We start from the raw sequence: 19,664 nt of genomic DNA, 5'->3' as shown, positions 1-19,664 counted from the left end.
GCGTGTGGCATCAGCGCTCCGGCTTCGGCGTTGCTGCGTGAACTTCCGCGGGGTGGCGGCGGCCGGACGGTGACCGGCCACCATCACCTGCTCACGGGCGGACGACCGCCACCGGGCACGGCGCGTGGTGCAGGACGGTCTGGGCGGTGGAGCCCAGGAGCACTCCGGCGAGCGGGCTGGTTCCTCGGCTGCCGACCACGAGCAGCTGCGCCTGGGCTGCCTGGAGCAGCAGGGCGTGGGCCGGGCGGTCGCGGATGACGGCGCGCTGGACGGGGACGTCGGGGTACTTCTCGCTCCAGCCCGCGAGGCGTTCGGCGAGGACGGCCTTCTCGTCGGTGGCGATCGCGTCCCAGTCGGAGGACGGGCAGGGGGACCCAGCCGCCGGTGTAGGGGGTGTCGAGCCAGGTGTGCACGGCACGCAGGGGGGCGCCGCGGAGGGCGGCTTGGTCGAAGGCGTAGGACAGGGCGGCCTCGCTGGCCTCAGAGCCGTCGACGCCCACCACCACGGGGCCATCGGCGGGCGGCTCGCCGTGCACGACGACAACGGGGCAGAGGGCGTGGGCGGCCAGCGTCATCGCCAGCGATCCGGCGAGCAGGCCGCGGAAGCCGCCGTGCCCGCGACTGCCCAGGACGACGGTGTGGGCGCTCGCGGACGCGTCGACCACCACCAGCGACGGCGGTCCCATGCGCTGTTCCAGCACCGGTTCGACGCCGGGTGCGGCGTGCTTGGCCACCGTCGCGGCCTCGGCGAGCACACGGTCGGCGTGTTCGGTCATGGCGGCCACCCAGCGGTCCTGCGGGTCGAGGGCGGCGGGCAGGCGGGGCGGAGGAGCGGGGTAGGCGTGCAGCAGGTGCAGGGGCACGCCGCGGCGCTGGGCGTCGCGGGCCGCCCAGCGGACGGCGTCGAGGGCGGTGGGTGAGCCGTCGACGGCGGCGGTGATGGCGGACATCGTCAGTCCTTTCCGGATGGTCGGGTGCGGTCGGGGACGCCGACGCGCAGGATCGCTTGGGGGAATCCGGGCAGTTCGGCGGCTTCGATGAGCCCGGCGCGCACCTCGGGCACGTGCAGGGGCTGGGTGGCGACGGAGGCGGTGAGTCCCGCCGCGGTCGCCGCCAGCCAGGTTCGCTGCAGGGCGACACCGGCGTGCAGGTGGTCGGTGGGGCCGTCGTCGGTGGTGATCACCACCAGCCGCCAACCACCGTTCGGTCCGCCGAGGCCGGACATGGCGCGGATGTCCGTGGACCCGGTCCAAGCGGCCAGTTCAGTTCGGTAGGAGCGGTCGCGGCTCAACCGCGGTACGGCATGGTTCAGCAGGTGTTCCAGGTTCGCGTCGAGGGAGTCCAGCGCGACGACGGCCACGCCCATCGCGTCGTTGGCCGCGAGCAGCTCGACCCGCTCAGCGGCGGTGGGCGCCCCGGCGAAGCCGCCGCGATGGCTGCGGCGCAGCGGGATGGCCGCGTGCAGCGCGCGGTCGCGTGGCGTGGGGTCGAGCGGCCGGTGGGCGCGGACGAGGGCGACGACGTCGCGGCGGTGCGGGTCGGGGAAGTGCCGCCAGGACTCCGACCAGCCGAGCGCGCGGACGGCGAGGCGCAGGTTGGCCACGGCCGCGCCGCAGGAGATGAGCCGGTCCCTGCCGGAGCGGTCGTGGCGGGGCAGCCGCGCCTCGACGCGCTCGATGACGGACACGTCGTGCCCGCGGGCCTCCAGCACCCAGGGGTGCGGGCCGTGGGCGGCGGGGGCGCGATGGGCGGCCACGGCCAGGAGGGTCTCCTCGGCGGCCGTCCAGCGCGCCCGGGTGGTGGTCACCGCAGGGACGCCGTCAGCGGGGAGCCCGCGAGCGCGCCGCCGTCGACGACGAACTCCGACCCGGTGCTGTAGGTGGCCTCCGCCGCGATGAACAGCACCATCGCGGCCACTTCCGCGGGCTCGCCGAAGCGGGCGATGGGCTGGGAGGCGGTCATGTCGTCGTCGAAGTCGGCGGTCATCGGCGTGCGGATCGGGCCGGGGTGCACCGAGCAGACCCGGATGCCGTCGGCGGCGAACTCCATCGCCGCCACCTTGGTGAGCCCGCGCAGGCCCCACTTGCTGGCGGTGTAGGCGCCCAGGTTCGGGTAGCCGATGAGCCCTGCGGTGGAGGAGATGTTGACCACCACGCCCCCGCCGGCCGCGCGCAGCGACGGCGCGAGGACGTGCATGCCGAGCCACGCGCCGGTGAGGTTGACGTCGAGCACGTGCCGGAACGACTTCGGCGGCTGCTGGTCGATCGGGCCGACCTCCAGGATGCCCGCGTTGTTGACGAGCACCCCGACCGGGCCGAACGCGGCCTCGGTCGCGGCCAGCGCCGCGGCCCAGTCGTCCTCGGAGGTCACGTCGAGGTGGGTGTACCCGACGCCGTCGGGCAGGTCGGCGGGGCGGGGCAGGACGTCGGCGGCCATCACCGACGCGCCTGCGCCGGCGAACGCCTCGACCACGGCGCGGCCGATGCCGCGCGCTCCCCCGGTCACGAGCGCGGTTGATCCGGTCAGGTCTGCCATCGTCATCTCCTCGCGGTGTTCCGGCTGCTCCCCCAGGCTTTCGACTCCTCGCCCGCGGGGAGAGGGTCGAACGTCCCCGCGAGTCGGGACGTCCGCCGACAGCGAGCCGGACCCCCGCCGCTGTGCACTGGGGCACCCCGTGATCGAGGAGCAGTGATGAGCACTCCCCCATGGCCGGACGCGGCGACGCTCACGGCCGCGATCGAGGACGCCTGCCGGGCGCCGTCGGTGCACAACACCCAGCCGTGGACCTGGCTGGTGGGCCACCGATCGCTGCACCTGATGGCCGACCGGTCCCGCTGGATGAGGGCGACCGACGCCGAAGGGCGGGACCTGGTGATCAGTTGCGGGGCCGCCCTGCACCACCTCAGGATCTCGCTGGCCGCGCGGGGTTGGTCCGCAGAGGACATCCAGACCAGCGACGACCCGGACCACTTGGCCGCGCTGGCACTGCGCCCGGCCGCTCGGACGTCATCGCGGCAGGCTCTGGCGATCGGCACCAGACGCACGGACCGGCGCCGCTACAGCGGCAGAAAGGTCCCCGGCGACGTGCTCGGCGAACTTGCGGCCGCCGCCGCCACGACCGGCGTGCTCGCGGTCGCGGTCGACCAGGACTCGCGGCTGGCGGTCGCTGTCGCCCTGCTGGCCGGCGCCGCCCGGCAGGAACCCGACGCCGATGTCCGACGGGAACTCGCCTTCTGGTCCGGAAGGGCCGCGGGCGGCGTCGACGGTGTGCCCGCCGCGAGCGCCCCGCCCGATGCTCCCCACCACGGCGGCATCGCCATGCGTGCGTTCCCGGGCGGTGAACTCCCCGACCCGCCCACCGGGGCGCGCGAGCCCGACGCCGGGGAGCTGCTGGTCATCGCCACCCCGGACGACGGGACGACCGCGCGGCTGCGAGCCGGCGAGGCGGCTGCCGCCGTGCTGCTCACCGCCGAGGCGCTCGGCCTGGCCGCCTGCCCGCTGTCGCAGGGCACCGAGGTGGAGCCGGTGCGCGCGGTCCTGCGCCGCCTCCTCGGCTCCGGCGAACCGCAGCTGGTCATCCGCGTCGGCTACGCCCCGGACGGCGCGCCGCCGCTGCCCCCGACGCCGCGCAGGCGGGCCGACGAGGTCTGCCACGCGCTGCCAGGCGCCACGCCCGCCGGTATCCGGTAGACGCCGAGGTCGACACTCCGAGGACGCAGCTGGGCGAAGGCAGGCGATGGGTACCCCACCCGGAGCGCGATCTGCGGGACGCCTCCGCAGTCGCGCGCCAGGCCCGACCGCACCGTCGACTCGCCCAGCACCCGCGTGCTCCACGAGCAGGCGAGGCCGGCCGCGGCGGCGGTGAGCACGGCCCGCAGCAGCGCCATCCCGGCTTCCAGGTGGTCGTGGCGGTGATCGCCCTCGGTGAGCACCACCAGGTGGGCCTCGGACGAGCCGGGGAACAGCCGGGCCAGGGGCTCGGCGGCGCTGACCGGGCGGCAGAGCGCCTCCGCGGTCCGCGCGGCGCGCGTGATCCCGTGCAGGACGACCTCGTCCACCGGACGCGCGCTGAACGCGGGGGGCTCACCGGGCCGGGCGCGCAGCGAGCGGTGGCGGGCCCGCTCGGCGGCGGACGCCACCCGAGCGCTGCCCGCCTCGACCCTGCCGACGAGGGCAGGCCGGGCGGGGTCGGGCAGCCAGGTCCAGTCGGCGGCGCGTCCCAGCACGCGGACGGCGAGGTGGGCCGCGGCCAGCGCGGCACCGCAGGCGATGGTCCCGTCGCGGCCCGCGCGCGGGTTCCGCTCGATGATCTCGACGCGGTCGGCGCCGACGACCGCGTCCCACGGGCGCGGACCGTCGAACGCGACGGCCCCGGCGACGGCGTCGGTGATCAGGCGTCGCTGGGCAGACGTCCAGCCCGTCACCGCGCGGTCCTCGCCCCGTGGGCGGCGGCCAGACCCCGCGCCCACCCCCGCGCGCGCTCGACCTCGCCCCGCACCAGCGGACCCGGCGTGCCCGCGACCCAGAACGACTCCGCGGTCCCGGTGGTGACCCCGGCGCGGCGCAGTACCCGCCGCATGCCGCGCGCCGCCGAGCCCGGCAGTCCGCGGACGCGGACCCGGGTGTCGAAGCAGTGCGCGGTGACCTTCGACCTGCCGTCGAGCCCGGCGAGCCACTCGCGGACTCCGCGCCTTTCGGAGACCAGCGGTCCGCCTGCCTGCTGCCGCGCGGAGTCGCGGGTGGCGGGCCTGCTCATGCCGAAAGCGTGGGTCGGTCCCCCCACGAACAGCAGGCCGACGTCGTCGGGCAGGCGGTCGGGGGCCTCGCCGACTTCGACGAAGGTGACCGGTCCCGCTTCGGCGGCCCCTTCGGCGACGGCCGCGGCGATGTCCCTGGTGTTGCCGAACATGGATTCGTAGACGACGAACGTGCGCGACACGGAAGCTCCTAGGGTGCTCGGCGGTCGGCGACCCGGACCCGGGCGTCGATCGCGCGGTAGCCGCGGGGGCCGCCCGCAGTAACGGGGTTGATGTCGAGCTCGGCGATCCCGGGGACCGACTCGGCGATGAGGCAGACGCGGCGCAGGAGGTCGGCGGCGTCGATGCCGGGGTGGGCGCGGGCGATGCCGGACCCGGCGACGAGGTCGGCGATGTCGGCCTCGGTCAGCGGGCACAGCCGCACCGCGTGCCCGCCGATGGCCTCGGCGTCCACGCCGCCTGCCCCGAAGACCAGCAGCGGCCCGAAACGCGGGTCGTCGCGCAGGCCGACCAGGAGTTCGGGCCCGCGCGGAGCCATCGGCTGCACGAAGACCCCGCGCAGGCCGGGGCCGAAGCGTTCGACCAGGGCGGCGACCCCGGCGCGGACGCGGTCTTCGCCGTCCACGTCGAGCAGGACGCCGCCCGCCCGGCTCTTGTGCAGCAGGCCGCCGGTCACCGCCTTGAGCGCCACCGGTCCGGCCGCGCCGCGCCAGGCGGCCACGGCCGCGCCGGCGTCGCGCGCGAGCTGCCCGGTGACGACCGGGATGCCCGCCGCCGCCAGCACGGCCGCGCTGTCGGCGGGGTCGAGCCAGGTGCCGCCGGGCAGATCGTCGAGCAGCGCGGTGATCGCCGCGCCGTCGAAGCCCGCGGGGTCGGCGGCGCGCACAGCGGGGCGGGCGAGCCAGTCGGCGCGGTCGGCGGCGGCCGCCAGTGCGCGCACGGCCCGCACGGGATCGGCGTAGCTGGGTGGCTCGGCCACGACCACAGGGGCCTGCTGGCCGAGGGGGACGATCAGCAGCGGCGTGCCCACGGCCCGCGCGGCGACACCGGCCCTGGCGATGTCGCGGCCGGGGTCGCCGAGCGCGGTGGGCACGGTGATCGCCACCACGGCGTCGACCCCGGCGTCGGCGAGCAGGACGCCCGCGCACTCGGCGAAAACGGCGGGTGCGACGACGGCCGTGGTGTCGACCGGGTTGTGCAGCGCCGCGGTGGCGGGCAGCAGTTCGGCGAGCGAGCGCCGCGAGGCCTCGGACAGCTCCGCGACGGCGAGCCCCGCGCTCACGCAGGCGTCGGCGGCCAGCACGCCCGCGCCGCCCGCATTGGTGATGACCGCCGTGCGCCTGCCCCGCAGCGGTGGCGCGCCCGCGAACAGCGCGAGGGCGGCGACGGCGTCAGCGGTGGAGTCGACGGCGGTGACGCCGGCCTGCCGGTACAGCGCCTCCGCGGTGGCCGCCGGGGTGGCCGCGGCGGCGGTGTGCGAGCCCGCGGCGCGGCTGCCCGCCGCGGAGGTGCCCGCCCGGATGGCCACGACCGGCTGGCGCCTGCTCAGCGCCCGGGCCAGCCGGGCGAAGCGCCGCGGGTCGCCGAAGGATTCCAGGTAGAAGAGGGCGGCGTCGGTGCCGTCGTCGTCGAACCACCACTCCAGCAGGTCGTTCCCGCTGACGTCGGCCTTGTCCCCCAGCGAGACCAGGGCGGAGACGCCGAGCCCGGCCGCGGCGAGCGCGTCGGCGACGGCGATGGCCACGCCCCCGGACTGGCAGGCCAGGCCCACCCCGCCGGGCCGGGGGGCGCGCGCCATGAACGTGGCGTTGAGCCGCACCGCGGTGTTGGCCACCCCGAGGCAGTTCGGTCCGACCACCCGCATGCGGCCCGCCCGCGCGAGCGCCCGGATCTCGTCCACTTCGGACCGGGGTATCCCCGCGGTGACGATCACCGCGGAGGCCACGCCCGCGGCGGCGCACTCGCGCACCACGTCGAGCACCGCGCCGGCGGGAACGCACACCACAGCCAGGTCGGGGGGCTCGGCGAGGTCGCCGACGGAGGCCGCGCACGGCACACCCGCCACCGACCGGGCGTGCGGGTTCACGGCGGTGAGGGCTCCGGCGAAGCCGCCCCGCCGGATCGCGTCCAGGATCGCGTGCCCGACCGAGGTCGTGCGCCTGCTCGCGCCGACGACGGCGACGGATGTGGGGGCGAGCAGCGGACGCAGGCTCGCGCTCGTGGCGATCCTGGACCGGTGGTCCACGGCGGCCAAGTGCGCGTCGGCCTCGTCGAGGCGCAGGGTGACGTGGACGACATCGTCGTCGCGTTCGGTCAGCATCGGCCTGCCGAGGTCGGCCAGCAGGCGCAGCATGCGGTGGTTGCCCGCGAGGACGTCGGCGACCAGGGTGGTGATCCCGTCGGACTCGGCGACGGCGGCCAGGTCCTCCACCAGCAGCGTTCCCACGCCGCGGGCCTGGTCGCCGTGCGCGACGGCGACGGCGAACTCCGCGGTGCCGGGCCCGGTGCGGGCGTAGCTGGCGACGCCGAGCAGCCGGTCGCCGCCGAACGCGCCGACGGCGGGCCTGCGGTGCTCGGGATCGTGGACCAGGCTGCGCACGTACAGCTGGGCGTTGACGCCGCCGAGGGTGAAGAACCGCGAGTAGCGGTCCTCGGCGGGGAGGTCGGCGTGCAGGCGGGCGATGGCCTCGCCGTCGTCGGGGCCGAGCGGGCGGATCTCGACGGCGGCGCCGTCGGCGCGGCGGGCCCAGTGCGGCCGGGGCGGGGCGCTGGTCACCGGTTCCACCGCCAGCCGCTGATCTCCGGCAGGTCCTCACCGGTGCGCCGGATGTGGGCGGCGTGGGCGGCGAGGCGGTCGAGCAGGTCTTGGCGCAGGTGGCCGAGGCGGTCGCCGACCCTGGGCACCTGCCGCAGGACGGCGAGGGCGAGCCGGTAGCGGTCGATGCCGTTGAGCACGCACATGTCGAACGGGGTCGTGGTGGTGCCGTGGTCGTGGAAGCCGTGGACGTGGAGCTGGTCGTGGTTCGGGCGGTCGTAGGTGAGCTGGTGGACCAGCCACGGGTAGCCGTGGAAGGCGAAGACCACCGGCCGGTCGGTGAAGATCTCGGTGTACGCGCGGTCGGGCAGGCCGTGCGGGTGGCGGTGCGGGCGGAACAGCCGGGCGAGGTCGACCACGTTGACCACGCGCAGCCGCAGGTCGGGCACCAGGTCCAGCAGCACGTCGACGGCGGCGAGCGCCTCCTGCGTCGGCACGTCGCCCGCGCAGGCGATGACGGCGTCGGTGGCGCCCCCGGCGTCGGTGCTCGCCCACCGCCAGATGCCCAGGCCCTGCTCGACGTGGGCGCGGGCGGCCTCGGCGTCGAGGTACTGCGCGGCGGGCTGCTTGCCCGCGACGACCACGTTGACCAGGCCGCGGGAGCGCAGGCAGCGCTCGGCGACGGCCAGCAGGGTGTTCGCGTCCGGGGGCAGGTAGACCCGCGACACCTCGGGCCGCTTGGAGAGGACGTGGTCGACGAATCCCGGGTCCTGGTGGGACGCGCCGTTGTGGTCCTGGCGCCACACGTGCGAGGTCAGCAGATAGTTGAGGCTGGGCACGGGCCGACGCCACGGCTGGTCGGCGGCGGTGTGCAGCCACTTGGCGTGCTGGGCGACCATCGAGTCCACGACGTGGGCGAACGCCTCGTAGGTGGAGAGCAGGCCGTGGCGGCCGGTGAGCAGGTAGCCCTCCAGCCAGCCTTGGCACAGGTGTTCGGAGAGGACCTCGACCACGCGGCCGTCCGGTGCGAGGTCGGCGTCGGCGGGTGCGGTCGGCAGCCGCCAGCGCCTGCCGGTCACCTCCAGCACCGCGCCGAGCCGGTTGGAGGCGTGCTCGTCCGGGGCGAACAGCAGCAGGTCGCGGTGCTCGGCGTTGGCCGAGACGACCTCGCGCAGCCACCCGCCCAGCACCCGGGTCGCCTCGGCGGTGGTGTGGCCCGGCGCGCTCACCTCGACGGCGTGGCCCGCGGTGTCGGGCAGCCGCAGGTCCCGCTGGCGCTGCCCGTGGGCGCGCGGGTTGGCGCTCATCCGCAGGTCGCCGCCGGGATGCAGGTCGGCGATGGCGGCTGTCGGCGCGCCCTCGGCGGTGAACAGCTCGGCGGGCCGGTAGGAGGCCAGCCAGCGCTGGAGCGCGGCGACGCGGCGGGGGTCGGAGCGCACGTCGGCTATCGGCACCTGGTGCGAGCGCCAGCTGCCCTCGACCTCACGGGGGCCGGTCCAGCCCTTGGGTGTGCGCAGCACGACCATCGGCGCGCGGCCCCGACCGGTCCGGGCGCGCTCGGCGATGGCGGCGGTGACGTGGTCCAGCGCCGCCGCGTACGCCTCGTGGACCTCGCGTGGCTCGCTGCCCGCGACCTCCACCGGCTCCCAGCCGCACCCGCGCAGGTAGCCGTGCAGCTCATCGCGGTCGACGCGGGACAGCAGCGTCGGGTTGGCGATCTTGTAGCCGTTGAGGTGCAGGACGGGCAGCACCGCGCCGTCCTCGCGCGGGTGCAGGAACCTCGGGGCCTGCCAGCTCGCGGCCAGCGGGCCGGTCTCGGCCTCGCCGTCGCCGACCACGCACGCCACGAGCAGGCCCGGGTTGTCGAACGCCGCGCCGGTGGCGTGGGCGAGGCTGTAGCCCAGCTCGCCGCCTTCGTGGATGGAGCCTGGCAGGTGCGGGGAGGCGTGGCTGGGCACGCCGCCGGGGAAGGAGAACTCCCGGAACAGCGTCCGCATCCCGTCGGCGTCGCGCGTGAGGTGGGGGTGGTGCTCGGTGTAGCCGCCTTCCAGCCAGGCCGCCGCGTTCAGGGCGGCCGCGCCGTGGCCCGGCCCGCACACCAGCAGCGCCTCGATCCGCTCGCGGGCCAGCACCCGGTTGAGGTGGGCGTAGGTGAGGGTGATGCCGGGGACGGTGCCCCAGTGGCCGAGCAGCCGCGGCTTGACGTGCTCGGGCAGCAGTGGCTCGGCGAGCAGCGGGTTGTCCAGCAGGTAGATCTGCCCGACGGAGAGGTAGTTGGCCGCTCTCCACCACGCGTCGAGCCGCTCCAGCGGCGCGTCGGCGGGCGGGTGGTCGATCACGGGCTGCGCGGTGGCTGCGCTCATCAAGGGCTCCCGGGGCTGCGGTGGCACCTCGAAGCGTCGCGGCGCACGCGGCCCGGCGGCAGCGCCGGTGATCCCGTCCGCGCGGTGACCTTCGGCCCTGCGCGGCGGGGACTACGGCAGCGGCGCCCGCCAAGTGAGCCGCGTGCCGCGCGGGGACCCCGCCGCCACGGTGAGCGTGCCCGCGCAGGTCTCCGCCCGCCGTTCGAGGTTGGCCAGCCCGCTGCGGGCGATGTGCTCGGGCATGCCCGTGCCGTCGTCGACGACCTCGACGACCAGGTGCTCGCCCGCCTCGACGGTGACGACCACCTCGGTGGGGGCGGCGTGGCGGATGGCGTTGCTGACCGCTTCGCGCACGACGGCTTCGGCGTGCTCGGCGATGTCGGCCGGGACGAGGGTGTCGACCGCCCCGGACATGCGGACCGTCGGGGTGATGCCGCTGTCGGCGACGGTCTCGGTGACGGCGTCCATCAGCCGTCGACGCAGGCTGTGGCCGGTGTCGTCGCCCGCGGTGTGCAGGTCGAAGATCGTGGTGCGGATCTCGCGGACGGTGTCGTCGAGCTGTTGGACGACGCGGGTCAGGCGGGAGCGGACCTGCGGGTCGGTGACGCGGTTGAGGGTGCCCTGCAGGGTCATGCCGGAGGCGTAGAGCCGCTGGATGACGTGGTCGTGCAGGTCGTGGGCGATGCGGTCGCGGTCGGCGAGCACGTCGAGGAGCCTGCGGTCGCGCTGGGCCTCGGCGGCCTGCAGGGCGAGCCCGGCCTGGTCGGCGAAGGACGCCAGGATCGGCACGAGGTCGGGGTCGAAGGGCGCGCTGGCCTTGTCCCGCACCGCCAGCAGGATGCCGGTGACCCGGTCGTCGGTGCGCAGCGGCACCGCGAGCGCGGGACCGAACCAGTGCCCATCCTGGCCGACCAGGTCGCCGAGTGCCGCGGAGAGATCCGGAACCAGGTCGGCCGCGCCGCTGTCGAACAGGTCGCGCACCAGCGTCGACGCGGTGTGCACCGGGTTCCCGACCAGTTCGACGCCGTGCTCGCCCGCACCCGCGTGCACGCGCAGCTCGCCGTCGCGCCGCAGCAGCACCAGCACCCGGCCCGCGTCCGAGAGCTCCATGGCCCGGTGCACGACGAGTTCCATGGCGTCGTCGGCGCTGGCCCCGCCGAGCAGCTCGGCGCGGATCTCCGAGGAGGCCTCCAGCCAGCGCTGGCGCCTGCGGCTCTGCTCGAACAGGCGCGCGTTCTCGATGGCGACACCGGCCGCGGCGGCCAGCGCCTGCAGCACCACTTCGTCGTCGGCGGTGAACTCGCCGCCGCCGCGCTTCTCGGTCAGGTAGAGGTTGCCGAACACCTCGTCGCGGACGCGGACGGGGGCACCCATGAAGGAGCGCATCGGCGGGTGGTTGGGCGGGAAGCCGACGGAGGCGGGGTGGCTGCCCAGCTCCGGCACGCGGATGACCGCCGGGTGTTTGATCAGCAGGCCGAGCAGGCCGCGCCCCTCGGGCAGGTGGCCCATCCGGGCGCGCTCGTCGGGGGTGATGCCGACGTAGACGAACTCCTGCAGTCCGTCACCGCTGCCGAGCACGCCGAGCGCGCCATAGCGGGCGTCGACCAGGTCCACCGCGGACTGCACGATCCGCTGCAGCGTCGAGTCCAGCTCCAAGCCCGCGCCGACGGCCATGACCGCGTCCAGCAGGCCGTGCATGCGGTCGCGGGTGCGGACGAGTTCGCTGAGCCGGTCCTGCACCTCGTTCAGCAGCTCGTCCAGCCGCAGCTGGCCCAGCGCCGGTCGTGGCTGCACGCGGTCCTGGCTCCCTGGCATCCGCCCGTCCTTCCTCGTCCCCGCGCCGAGGCCATTGTTCTCCCGACTCCCGAGTAGTCCAACCACCCGATCGATCACATCGCGCGTCCCTGCCACGACGGGACCTTCGGCGCTGTGCCCGGCTCGCGATGGACCACATCGTGGGGATGTCTGATGAGAGAACGTGAGGTACCCCCATGAACCCCCTGCCACCAGCGCTCGGTCTGGCCCCCGAGCAGGTCGGTGCCGCGCTCTCCGCCGCGGCGACGGCGCCATCGCTGCACAACAGCCAGCCGTGGCGCTTCGCGGTGCACCCCGACCGCATCGAGCTGCTCGCGGCGTTGTCGGCGCGGCTGCCCGCGACCGACCCCGACGACCGGGAACTGCGGCTCGGCTGCGGCGCGGCGCTGTTCACCCTGCGGGTGGCACTGGAATCCCAGGGGGTGCGGCCCCTGGTCAGCATCTCCTTCGCGGAGTGGCCCGGCGACGATCCGGACCGCCCGCTGGCCGTGGTGCGCTACGGCGGGCGTGCCCGTCCGCGTCCCGAGATCACCGCCTTGGCGCAGGCCATACCCAGGCGCAGGACCGTGCGCTCCCCGTTCTCCGACGTGGCCGTGCCCAGTTCCCACCGGGCCCGCCTGCTGCGGGCCGCGGGCGACGAGCGCTGCTGGCTGCACACCCTCGACCTTCCCGCCGATCGCGATCGGCTGCGCGCCATGGTGGCGAAGGCGCACCGCCGCCAGAGCGACAACCCGGCATTCGCCGACGAGATGGCCGCGTGGACCGGGCACGACGGCGCCCGGGACGACGGTGTGCCGCTCACTGCGAGCGGACCGCGACCCGAGCCGCACGACGAGTGGACCCTGCGCGACTTCGGCGCGGGCCGCTCCCGGGTCCGCGTGCCCGGCAAGGACTTCGAGAGCAGCCCCCTGCTGCTGGTGCTCCAGTCCTACTCGGACGGTCCGGCCGAACAGATCCAGGCGGGTCAGGCCCTGCAACGGGTGCTGCTGACGGCCACCTCGCTCGGGCTGTCGGTGTCGCTGCTCTCGCAGCCGATCGAGGTTCCCGAGGTCCGCGGGGAGCTGCGCAGGCTCCTGGGCAACCGCCTGCACCCGCAGGCGATCGTCCGCGTCGGCTACGGCACCCCCGGCCGGGCCACCCCCCGCCGCCCGCTGAGCGACCTCGTCATCGTCCACCCGGTCATCGCCCACCCGGACATCGCCCACCCGGACATTCCGCAGGAGCCCGTCGAAGGAGAGATGCTGTGCTGACCAGAGAGCTGATGTCGACACCGGCGGTCACCGTGCGCCCGAGCACGCCCGCCAAGGCGGCGATCGCGCTGCTGGCCGCGCACGGGTTCACCGCCCTGCCCGTCGTGGAGGACGCGCGGCTGGTGGGTCTGGTGACCGAGTCGGACCTGCTGCGCGGCCGCGTCGTCACCGACGCCAGGACCTCCCACGCCCCCGCCCCCGCGCCGGAGCCCACCGTGGGCGCGGTGATGACCCGCGACCCGCGCACCGTCGCGCCGAACACCGATGTCGCCAGGGTCGCCCGGCTGATGCTCGACGAGCACCTGCGGTCAGTGCCAGTGCTGCGAGACGGTCTGGTGGTGGGCGTGGTGACCCGCCGCGACCTGCTGCGCGTCCTCGCCCGCGACGACTTGGAGATCCTCGCCGACGTGCGGCGCCGGTTGGCCGCCTACGGCGGTCGCGCCCGGTGGGCGGTCACCGTCGCCGACGGCGCGGTGACGGTGGTCGACGAGTTCGACGACGCCCCCGACCGGCACGTGGCGCGGGTGCTCGCCGAGTCGGTCCCGGGCGTGCAGACGGTCACCGTCACCGCCACAGCGCCCTGAGCGCACGGCAGATGGCCCCGCACCACGTGCGGGGCCATCTGCCGTGCGCGGGTCAGCCGCGTGGGCGCACGATCGCGACCGGGCAGCGGGCGTGGTGCAGCACACCCTGGCTGACCGACCCCAGCAGCAGGCCGCGGAAGCCGCCCGCGCCCCGCGAGCCAACCACCAGCATCGGGGCGTCCGCGGCCAGGTCGGTCAGCGTGCGAGCCGGGTTGCCCCGGGCGACGGCGCGGCGCACCGGCACCTCCGGGTACTTCTCGGCCCACCCCGCCATCGTTTCGGAGAGCGCCCTGGCGGGCTCGGGGTCGTCGTCATCGGCGAGCAGCACCCCGACCGGGACGGTGTCGACCATGCCGGGAGGGCTGACCGACACGGCCAGCAGGCCGGTGCCCAGGCGCTGGGCCTCGGCGAAGGCGAACGCCACCGCTTCAATCGAGCGGGCCGACCCGTCAACGCCCACCACGACATCTCCCCGAGCCGCCGCCCTGACTCCCGGCTCACCCTCGCGCACGATGACCACCGGCACGGGCGCGTGCGCCGCCAGCTGCACCGCGGTCGAGCCGAGCAGCAGCCCGCTGAACCCGCCGAGCCCGCGCGAGCCCACGACGACCAGCGACGCGTTCCCGCACTCCCGCAGCAGGGCGGGCACCGGCGCGGTCTCCGGCATCGCGCCGCTCACTTGCACCCCGCGCACGGCGTCGACCGCGCGGTGCACAGCCTCGGCCAGCACGCGGCGGGCGTCGTTGCGCAGGCCGCCACCTGAGTCGCCGTGGTCGGCGGGCCCGAGTGGCACGGCGAGCTGGGGCCAGATGAACGCGTGCACGATCCGCAGGTCGACGCGGCGCGCGCGCGCGTACCCGGCCGCCCACTCCACCGCCGCCAGGCTCGACTCCGACCCGTCCGCCCCGACCACCACGGGAGCGTTGTTGACCGACATGTGTCCTCCATTCCGTCGCTCCACCACCGTCGGGCTCGCGGCGGGGTCGGGAACAGTCACCGACAGCCCTGTCCGGGTGGGACCTTCGCCCGTCCCGCACGGTTGGGGACTTTGGTCCCGCCCCGGTGGGGTCGCGCGTCGCCTCCCGGGCGTCGTGGCCGGCCGTAGGCTGGGCCCGAACGCGAGGGAGGGCTGTTCGATGACGCGCATCTTCCTGGTGGACGACCACGAGATCGTCCGCAGGGGCATCGCCGACCTGTTCGAGGACGTGCCGGAGTTCGAGGTGGTCGGGCAGGCGGGCTCGGTGGGCGAGGCCCTGGTCCGGATACCGGTCAGCGGGGCCGAGGTCGCCGTGCTCGACGTGCGGCTGCCCGACGGCAGCGGGGTCGCGCTCTGCCGCGAACTGCGCTCGGCCGACCCGGACCTGCGCTGCCTGATGCTGACCTCGTTCGCCGACGACGAAGCCCTGTTCGAGGCCATCATGGCCGGCGCGTCCGGCTACGTGCTCAAGCAGGTGCTCGGCACCGACCTGGTCTCCGCCGTGCGCACCATCGCCGCGGGCGGCTCGCTGCTGGACACCCGCACGACCACCGCCCTGCTGGAGCGCATCCGCCGCGAGCGCACCGAGTCCGACCCGCTGGCCGACCTCACCGACCAGGAGCGCCGGGTGTTCGACCTGATCGGCGAGGGGCTGACCAACCGCCAGATCGGCGAGCGGCTGTTCCTGGCGGAGAAGACGGTCAAGAACTACGTGTCGAAGGTGCTGACCAAGCTACAGATGGAGCGCCGCACGCAGGCCGCCGTCCTGTCCAGCAAGCTCCGCAAGGGCACCGCGCCGACCCCGGAGTGAGCGGCCCTAGCCGGCGAGCGCGCGGACGATGTCGGTGCTGGTGAGGATGCCGACCAGCGCACCGTCCGCGGTCACCACGACCGCGTCCACACCGGAGGTGGCGATCGCCTTCGCCGCGGCCTCCAGAGACGCGTCCTGGTCGACCTGGGACGCCGGAGCGCGCATGCACGCGCCGATCCGATCGTCCCCGTGCCCGGCCCAGGCGTGCCACAGCGCCGCGGCCTCCGAGACGATCCCGAGGCAGCGGCCGTGGTCGATGACCGGCAGGTGCCGCACCCCGCTGCGCGCCATGACGGCGAGCGCGACCTGGACGCTCGTGCGGGGGTCCACGCCGAGCACGCGGGTCGACATCGCCGAGCGCACGGCCGTGGTCATCGCGGCCTCCTGATCGTCTCCACGGTTGCCAGCGCGACCTGTCGCCCGGCCATCCGGTCGGCGCGGCAGGCCCGGCGCGGAGACGGCGGCGGGGTGGGCTCGGCGGCGGGCTCGCGGCCTTCGGCGGCGGTGAGCCCCAGCATGTCCAGCAGGTCGGCGGCTTCGGCGGCGTCCACAGCGGACGCCGCCACCACCCTGGCGGCGCGGTGGCGTTCCCAGGCGATCATCGTAGGCTCCTGTCCCTGGTGGCGTGGCGGGCTTGGCGGGCGAGTTCGCGGTCCTCACGCGTGCGGACGGCGAACACGGGCGGGGCCCCCGCGGTGACCACGTCGTCGGCGTCGGTGTGTTCGGGTCCGCCCGCGACGCCGAGGAAGCGCAGTCCGGCGACGACGCGGGCGCGCAGGTCGGGGTTGTGGTCGGCGACTCCCCCGGTGAGGACCAGCGCGTCGAAGCGGGTCAGCGACGCGCGGGCGGCGGCGATCTCGCGGCGCACCCGGTGCAGGTAGAGGTCCACTGCCTCGGCGGCGTCGCGGGAGGGGTCGGCGAGCAGGGAGCGGGTGTCGCCGTCGGTGCCGCTGAGCCCGGCCAGACCGGAGCGGGTGGTGAGCGTGCGTTCGAGGTCGCCGGGGGACATGCCGCGGCGCAGCAGGTGGAAGAGGACGGCGGGATCCAGCGAGCCGCTGCGGGTGCGGCCGGGCAGTCCCTCCGAGGGACTGAACCCCATGCTGGTGTCGACGCTGACACCGCCCTCGACGGCGGTGACGGACGTGCCCGCCCCCAGGTGGGCGACGATGATCCCGGTGTGTTCCACCGGCCGCCGCAGCAGTTCGGCGGCGCGCCGGGTGGCGTGGGCCAGCGACAGCCCGTGGAACCCGAACCGGCGGATGCCGTGCTCGGCGGCGAGCCCGCGCGGGAGCGCGCACAGCCGGGCTCGGGGTGGGAGCCCGGAGTGGAAGGCGCTGTCGAAGCAGGCCACCGCCGCGGTCTCCGGCCAGCGCTGCCGCACGGCAGCGGCCAACCGCAGCGCGGGCGGCTGGTGCAGCGGGGCGAGCGGGGCGAGTGCGGCCAACTCGACGGTCACCGCGTCATCGAGGACGGCGGGCTCGGTGCGCTCACCGCCGTGGACGAACCGGATGGCGACGAGGTCGGGGCGCTGCCACAGGACCTCCGGCGGCACGGTACGGCCGTCCCATCCGTCGACGCGGATCGCGGTGACCGGGTCGTCGCCGTCGAACCACGTGGCTTTCAGGCTGGACGAGCCGGGGTTGAGGGCGAGCACGGTCGTCATCGCCGCCTCCTGATCGCCTTGGCGGTGAGGTCCGCGCCGAGCACCGCCGCGGGTGCGAGCGCGGCGAGCCCCCAGCCGAGCGCCGTGGGGCCGCTGCCGCCGAGCAGGGCGGGCAGGGGCGGGACGAACAGGAAGACCGCGAGCACGGCCAGTTCCGCCCCGACGGCGGCCAGCAGCGCGGGATTGCCGCGCCACCCGGCCCAGCGGGTCTGCGAACGGCAGGCGAAGGCGGTGCCGACCTGCCCGAGCACGATGGCGGCGAAGGCGGTGCCCGATGCGGCGGCCAGCAGGGCGGGGTCGGCCTGCGCGCCGAAGCTCCACCCGCCGTGGAGCAGGACGATGAGGAAAGCGGTGAGGGCGGCGAGCGCCTGCACCGGACCGAGCAGGGCGAACGCGCGCCGCAGCACCGGACCGTCGAGCAGCTCGCCGCGGCGGGCGGGGCCGCGGAGGGTGCGGGGGTTGGCGGGCTCGGCACCGAGCGCGAGGGCGGGCAGCAGGTCGGTCCCGATGTCGATGGCCAGCACCTGCAGGACGGTGATGGCCAGGGGGATCTGGCCGCCGGAGAGCGCCCACAGCACGAACGGCGCGAGTTCGGCGACGTTGTCGGTCAGGTGGTAGGTGAGGAACCGGCGGATGTTGGCGAAGGTCGCCCGCCCCAGTTCGACGGCGGCGACGATCGTGCCGAAGTGGTCGTCGAGCAGGACGAGGTCGGCGGCCTCGCGGGCCACGTCCGTGCCGGAGGCGCCCATGGCGACACCGATGTCGGCCGCGCGCAGGGCGGGGCCGTCGTTGACACCGTCGCCGGTCATGGCCACCACGTGCCCGCGCGCCTGCAGCGCCCGGGCGATGCGCAGCTTGTCCTCGGGCGCGACGCGCGCGATGACCACACCGTCGTGGTCGACCAGCTCGGCGAGCGCGCGGTCGTCGGAGGGCAGGTCCGCGCCGGTGAGCACGGGCGCGCCGGGGGTGCTCAGGCCGACCTCCCGGGCGATGGCGGCGGCGGTGCCGGGGTGGTCGCCGGTGACCATGCCGACGCCGATCCCGGCCCGCCTGCACGCCGCGATGGCCTCGGCGACGTCGTCGCGGGGCGGGTCCTGCAGGGCGAGCAGGCCCAGCAGGTCGAGGTCGCGCTCCCCCGCGTCCGGATCGGCGGTGCGGGCGACGGCCAGCAGCCGCAGACCGAGCGCGCTGAGGTCGGCGACCTGGCGGTGCGCCTCCTCGGGGACCACTCCGCACAGGGGCAGCACCGAGTCGGGAGCGCCGACGACGTGGCGGCCGTCCCGGTCGAGCACCGACGAGCGCCGTCTGCGCGGGTCGAAAGCGGCCCGCGAGCGCGGCGGGGGCGGGGTGGGAACGCCGAGCTTGGCGGCGAGGACGTGCAGCGCGACCTCCATGGGGTCCCCGACCGGGCGGAGATGCCCGTGGTGGGTCTGCACCCTGGCGTCGGGCGAGCAGCGGGACGCGGAGTCGGCGAGAGCGGACAGCCCCGCCTGCGCGGCGGGTGTCCCCTCGACACCGCCCTCGGCGCTGTAGCCGCTGCCGGTGATCACCGCTGGGCCCCCGGGTGTCCACGCCCGCACGACGGTCATCTCGTTGCGGGTGAGGGTGCCGGTCTTGTCGGTGCAGATGAAAGTCGTGGCACCGAGCGTCTCGACGGCTTCCAGCCTGCGCACGAGCGCCTTCCTCGCCGCCATCCTGCGGGCGGCCACCGCCAGCGACAAGGTGACCGTGGGCAGCAGGCCCTCCGGCACCAGGGCGACCGTGACCCCGATGGCGAACAGGAAGCTCTCGGTCAGCGGCAGGTCCAGCAGCAGCGCCACCCCGAAGAAGACCGCGCCGACGACTACCGCGACCCCGGCCACGACGAGGACGACCCGGTGCAGCCGGACCGCCAACGGGCTCGTGGGACGAGCCGCGCCCGCGGTGACCGCGGCGACCTGCGCCAGCCGGGTGGCCGCTCCGGTCGCGGTCACCTCTGCCCGGCACACTCCTTCGACGACGTGCGTGCCTGCGACGAGCCGATCGCCCTCCTGCTTGCGCACGGGCACGCTCTCCCCGGTGAGCGCGGACTCGTCCACAGCGACACCGCTGGCCGACCCCGCGGTCGCGTCCGCGCACACCCGGTCGCCCGCCTCCAGCACGAGCACATCGCCGACCACCAGCCGCTCAGCCTCGACCACCGCGACCCGGCCGTCGCGGACCACCCGCGCGCGGACCGGCATCAAGTCGCGCAGCCGCTGCGCGGCGCGGTCGGCCCGGTACTCCTGGGCGAAGGAGAACACCGCGTTGACCACGACCACCACGGCGATCGCGATGCCCAGCTCCGGCATGCCCGCGATGACCGCCAAGGCCGCGGCGGCCCAGAGCATGACAGCGAAGAAGTGCACGAGTTGGCCCGCGAAGGCGAGGACCGCCGGCTGCCTGCGGGGTTCGGGCAGCAGGTTCGCCCCGTCTCGGCGCAGCCGCGTGGCCGCTTCGGCCGTGGTGAGCCCGGCGGGCACGGTCGTGGTCATCGCAGCATCTCCCGCGCTCCGGTCATGCGAACACCATTCCCGCCCCCGGGTGCGCGCACCCAGTGCCGCAAGCGGCGCGTGACCGGGGACTTTCGGCCCCAGGAGCGAGGGACCGGCGGCGCGGCCGGCCGGCACCTCGGCACCTGGACCGCACCCATCCGGGGCGGAAGGCTTGAG

The 19,664-nt window shown here is 75.5% G+C and carries 17 protein-coding genes and 1 pseudogene; 4 read left to right on the top strand and 14 right to left on the bottom strand.

Annotated elements, in window-relative coordinates; translation table 11 throughout:
• Positions 1-91: 91 nt before the first annotated feature.
• The 4 genes and pseudogenes from ACFPM7_RS06770 to ACFPM7_RS06755 all read right to left on the bottom strand — a co-directional run bounded on the left by ACFPM7_RS06770 (position 92) and on the right by ACFPM7_RS06755 (position 2,535).
• A complete protein-coding gene (locus ACFPM7_RS06770) occupies positions 92-418 on the bottom strand; it encodes a universal stress protein (RefSeq protein WP_378244965.1) in 327 nt (108 codons plus the stop codon).
• A 22-nt stretch (positions 419-440) separates the two neighbouring features.
• Positions 441-950, bottom strand: a pseudogene (locus ACFPM7_RS06765) (universal stress protein); the annotation flags it as partial.
• A 2-nt stretch (positions 951-952) separates the two neighbouring features.
• Positions 953-1,807 carry a hypothetical protein gene (locus ACFPM7_RS06760; protein WP_378244963.1) on the bottom strand — a complete coding sequence of 285 codons (855 nt, stop codon included), beginning with the start codon at positions 1,805-1,807 and terminating at the stop codon, positions 953-955.
• Entirely contained in the window at positions 1,804-2,535 is a 732-nt protein-coding gene (locus ACFPM7_RS06755; RefSeq protein WP_378244961.1) for an SDR family NAD(P)-dependent oxidoreductase, read from the bottom strand. The genes ACFPM7_RS06760 and ACFPM7_RS06755 overlap by 4 nt, the downstream gene beginning before the upstream one ends.
• A gap of 156 nt (positions 2,536-2,691) precedes the next feature.
• Here ACFPM7_RS06755 and ACFPM7_RS06750 point away from each other — a divergent pair, with 156 nt between their 5' ends.
• A complete protein-coding gene (locus tag ACFPM7_RS06750; protein WP_378244959.1) occupies positions 2,692-3,690 on the top strand; it encodes an Acg family FMN-binding oxidoreductase in 999 nt (332 codons plus the stop codon).
• Here ACFPM7_RS06750 and ACFPM7_RS06745 read toward each other — a convergent pair.
• From ACFPM7_RS06745 to ACFPM7_RS06725, 5 genes are all read right to left on the bottom strand, one after another.
• Positions 3,588-4,424, bottom strand: a complete 837-nt coding sequence (locus tag ACFPM7_RS06745) for a hypothetical protein (RefSeq protein WP_378244957.1) — start codon at positions 4,422-4,424, stop codon at positions 3,588-3,590. The two genes, ACFPM7_RS06750 and ACFPM7_RS06745, sit on opposite strands and share 103 nt — an antisense overlap.
• Positions 4,421-4,939, bottom strand: a complete 519-nt coding sequence (locus ACFPM7_RS06740) for a flavodoxin (RefSeq protein WP_378244955.1) — start codon at positions 4,937-4,939, stop codon at positions 4,421-4,423. The genes ACFPM7_RS06745 and ACFPM7_RS06740 overlap by 4 nt, the downstream gene beginning before the upstream one ends.
• A gap of 8 nt (positions 4,940-4,947) precedes the next feature.
• On the bottom strand, positions 4,948-7,533 hold the full coding sequence (locus ACFPM7_RS06735) for a bifunctional acetate--CoA ligase family protein/GNAT family N-acetyltransferase (protein WP_378244953.1): 2,586 nt from the start codon (positions 7,531-7,533) through the stop codon (positions 4,948-4,950).
• Positions 7,530-9,875, bottom strand: a complete 2,346-nt coding sequence (locus ACFPM7_RS06730; protein ID WP_378244951.1) for a phosphoketolase family protein — start codon at positions 9,873-9,875, stop codon at positions 7,530-7,532. The genes ACFPM7_RS06735 and ACFPM7_RS06730 overlap by 4 nt, the downstream gene beginning before the upstream one ends.
• A 111-nt stretch (positions 9,876-9,986) precedes the next feature.
• Complete coding sequence (locus ACFPM7_RS06725; RefSeq protein ID WP_378244949.1) at positions 9,987-11,690, bottom strand: sensor histidine kinase; 1,704 nt, start codon at positions 11,688-11,690, stop codon at positions 9,987-9,989.
• A 176-nt stretch (positions 11,691-11,866) separates the two neighbouring features.
• Here ACFPM7_RS06725 and ACFPM7_RS06720 point away from each other — a divergent pair, with 176 nt between their 5' ends.
• Positions 11,867-12,940: an Acg family FMN-binding oxidoreductase gene (locus ACFPM7_RS06720; protein WP_378244947.1), complete on the top strand. Its 1,074-nt coding sequence runs from the start codon at positions 11,867-11,869 to the stop codon at positions 12,938-12,940.
• On the top strand, positions 12,934-13,524 hold the full coding sequence (locus tag ACFPM7_RS06715) for a CBS domain-containing protein (RefSeq protein WP_378244945.1): 591 nt from the start codon (positions 12,934-12,936) through the stop codon (positions 13,522-13,524). Before ACFPM7_RS06720 ends, ACFPM7_RS06715 begins: the two co-directional genes overlap by 7 nt.
• 52 nt (positions 13,525-13,576) lie before the next feature.
• On the opposite strand, the gene ACFPM7_RS06710 is transcribed toward ACFPM7_RS06715, so the two are convergent.
• Positions 13,577-14,461 carry a universal stress protein gene (locus ACFPM7_RS06710; protein WP_378244943.1) on the bottom strand — a complete coding sequence of 295 codons (885 nt, stop codon included), beginning with the start codon at positions 14,459-14,461 and terminating at the stop codon, positions 13,577-13,579.
• 199 nt (positions 14,462-14,660) lie between these two features.
• Here ACFPM7_RS06710 and ACFPM7_RS06705 point away from each other — a divergent pair, with 199 nt between their 5' ends.
• A complete protein-coding gene (locus ACFPM7_RS06705; protein ID WP_378244942.1) occupies positions 14,661-15,311 on the top strand; it encodes a response regulator in 651 nt (216 codons plus the stop codon).
• Between the two features lie 6 nt (positions 15,312-15,317).
• Here the strand turns inward: ACFPM7_RS06705 and ACFPM7_RS06700 are convergent, their stop codons facing one another.
• From ACFPM7_RS06700 to ACFPM7_RS06685, 4 genes are read right to left on the bottom strand one after another with little or no spacing between them, the layout of a single operon-like run.
• Positions 15,318-15,686: a CBS domain-containing protein gene (locus ACFPM7_RS06700; RefSeq protein ID WP_378244940.1), complete on the bottom strand. Its 369-nt coding sequence runs from the start codon at positions 15,684-15,686 to the stop codon at positions 15,318-15,320.
• Positions 15,683-15,913 (bottom strand): hypothetical protein, encoded by a 231-nt coding sequence (locus tag ACFPM7_RS06695; RefSeq protein WP_378244938.1) that lies wholly within the window; start codon positions 15,911-15,913, stop codon positions 15,683-15,685. Before ACFPM7_RS06695 ends, ACFPM7_RS06700 begins: the two co-directional genes overlap by 4 nt.
• Positions 15,910-16,974 carry an acetate kinase gene (locus tag ACFPM7_RS06690; RefSeq protein WP_378244936.1) on the bottom strand — a complete coding sequence of 355 codons (1,065 nt, stop codon included), beginning with the start codon at positions 16,972-16,974 and terminating at the stop codon, positions 15,910-15,912. Before ACFPM7_RS06690 ends, ACFPM7_RS06695 begins: the two co-directional genes overlap by 4 nt.
• Positions 16,971-19,487 carry a cation-translocating P-type ATPase gene (locus tag ACFPM7_RS06685; RefSeq protein ID WP_378244934.1) on the bottom strand — a complete coding sequence of 839 codons (2,517 nt, stop codon included), beginning with the start codon at positions 19,485-19,487 and terminating at the stop codon, positions 16,971-16,973. Before ACFPM7_RS06685 ends, ACFPM7_RS06690 begins: the two co-directional genes overlap by 4 nt.
• Positions 19,488-19,664: the final 177 nt, after the last annotated feature.

The sequence above is a fragment of the Actinokineospora guangxiensis genome (assembly GCF_042657845.1).
GTDB classification, from domain to species: domain Bacteria; phylum Actinomycetota; class Actinomycetes; order Mycobacteriales; family Pseudonocardiaceae; genus Actinokineospora; species Actinokineospora guangxiensis.
Note: the sequence above shows the minus strand (reverse complement) of the source record. Positions and strands in the feature narration are given on the sequence as shown.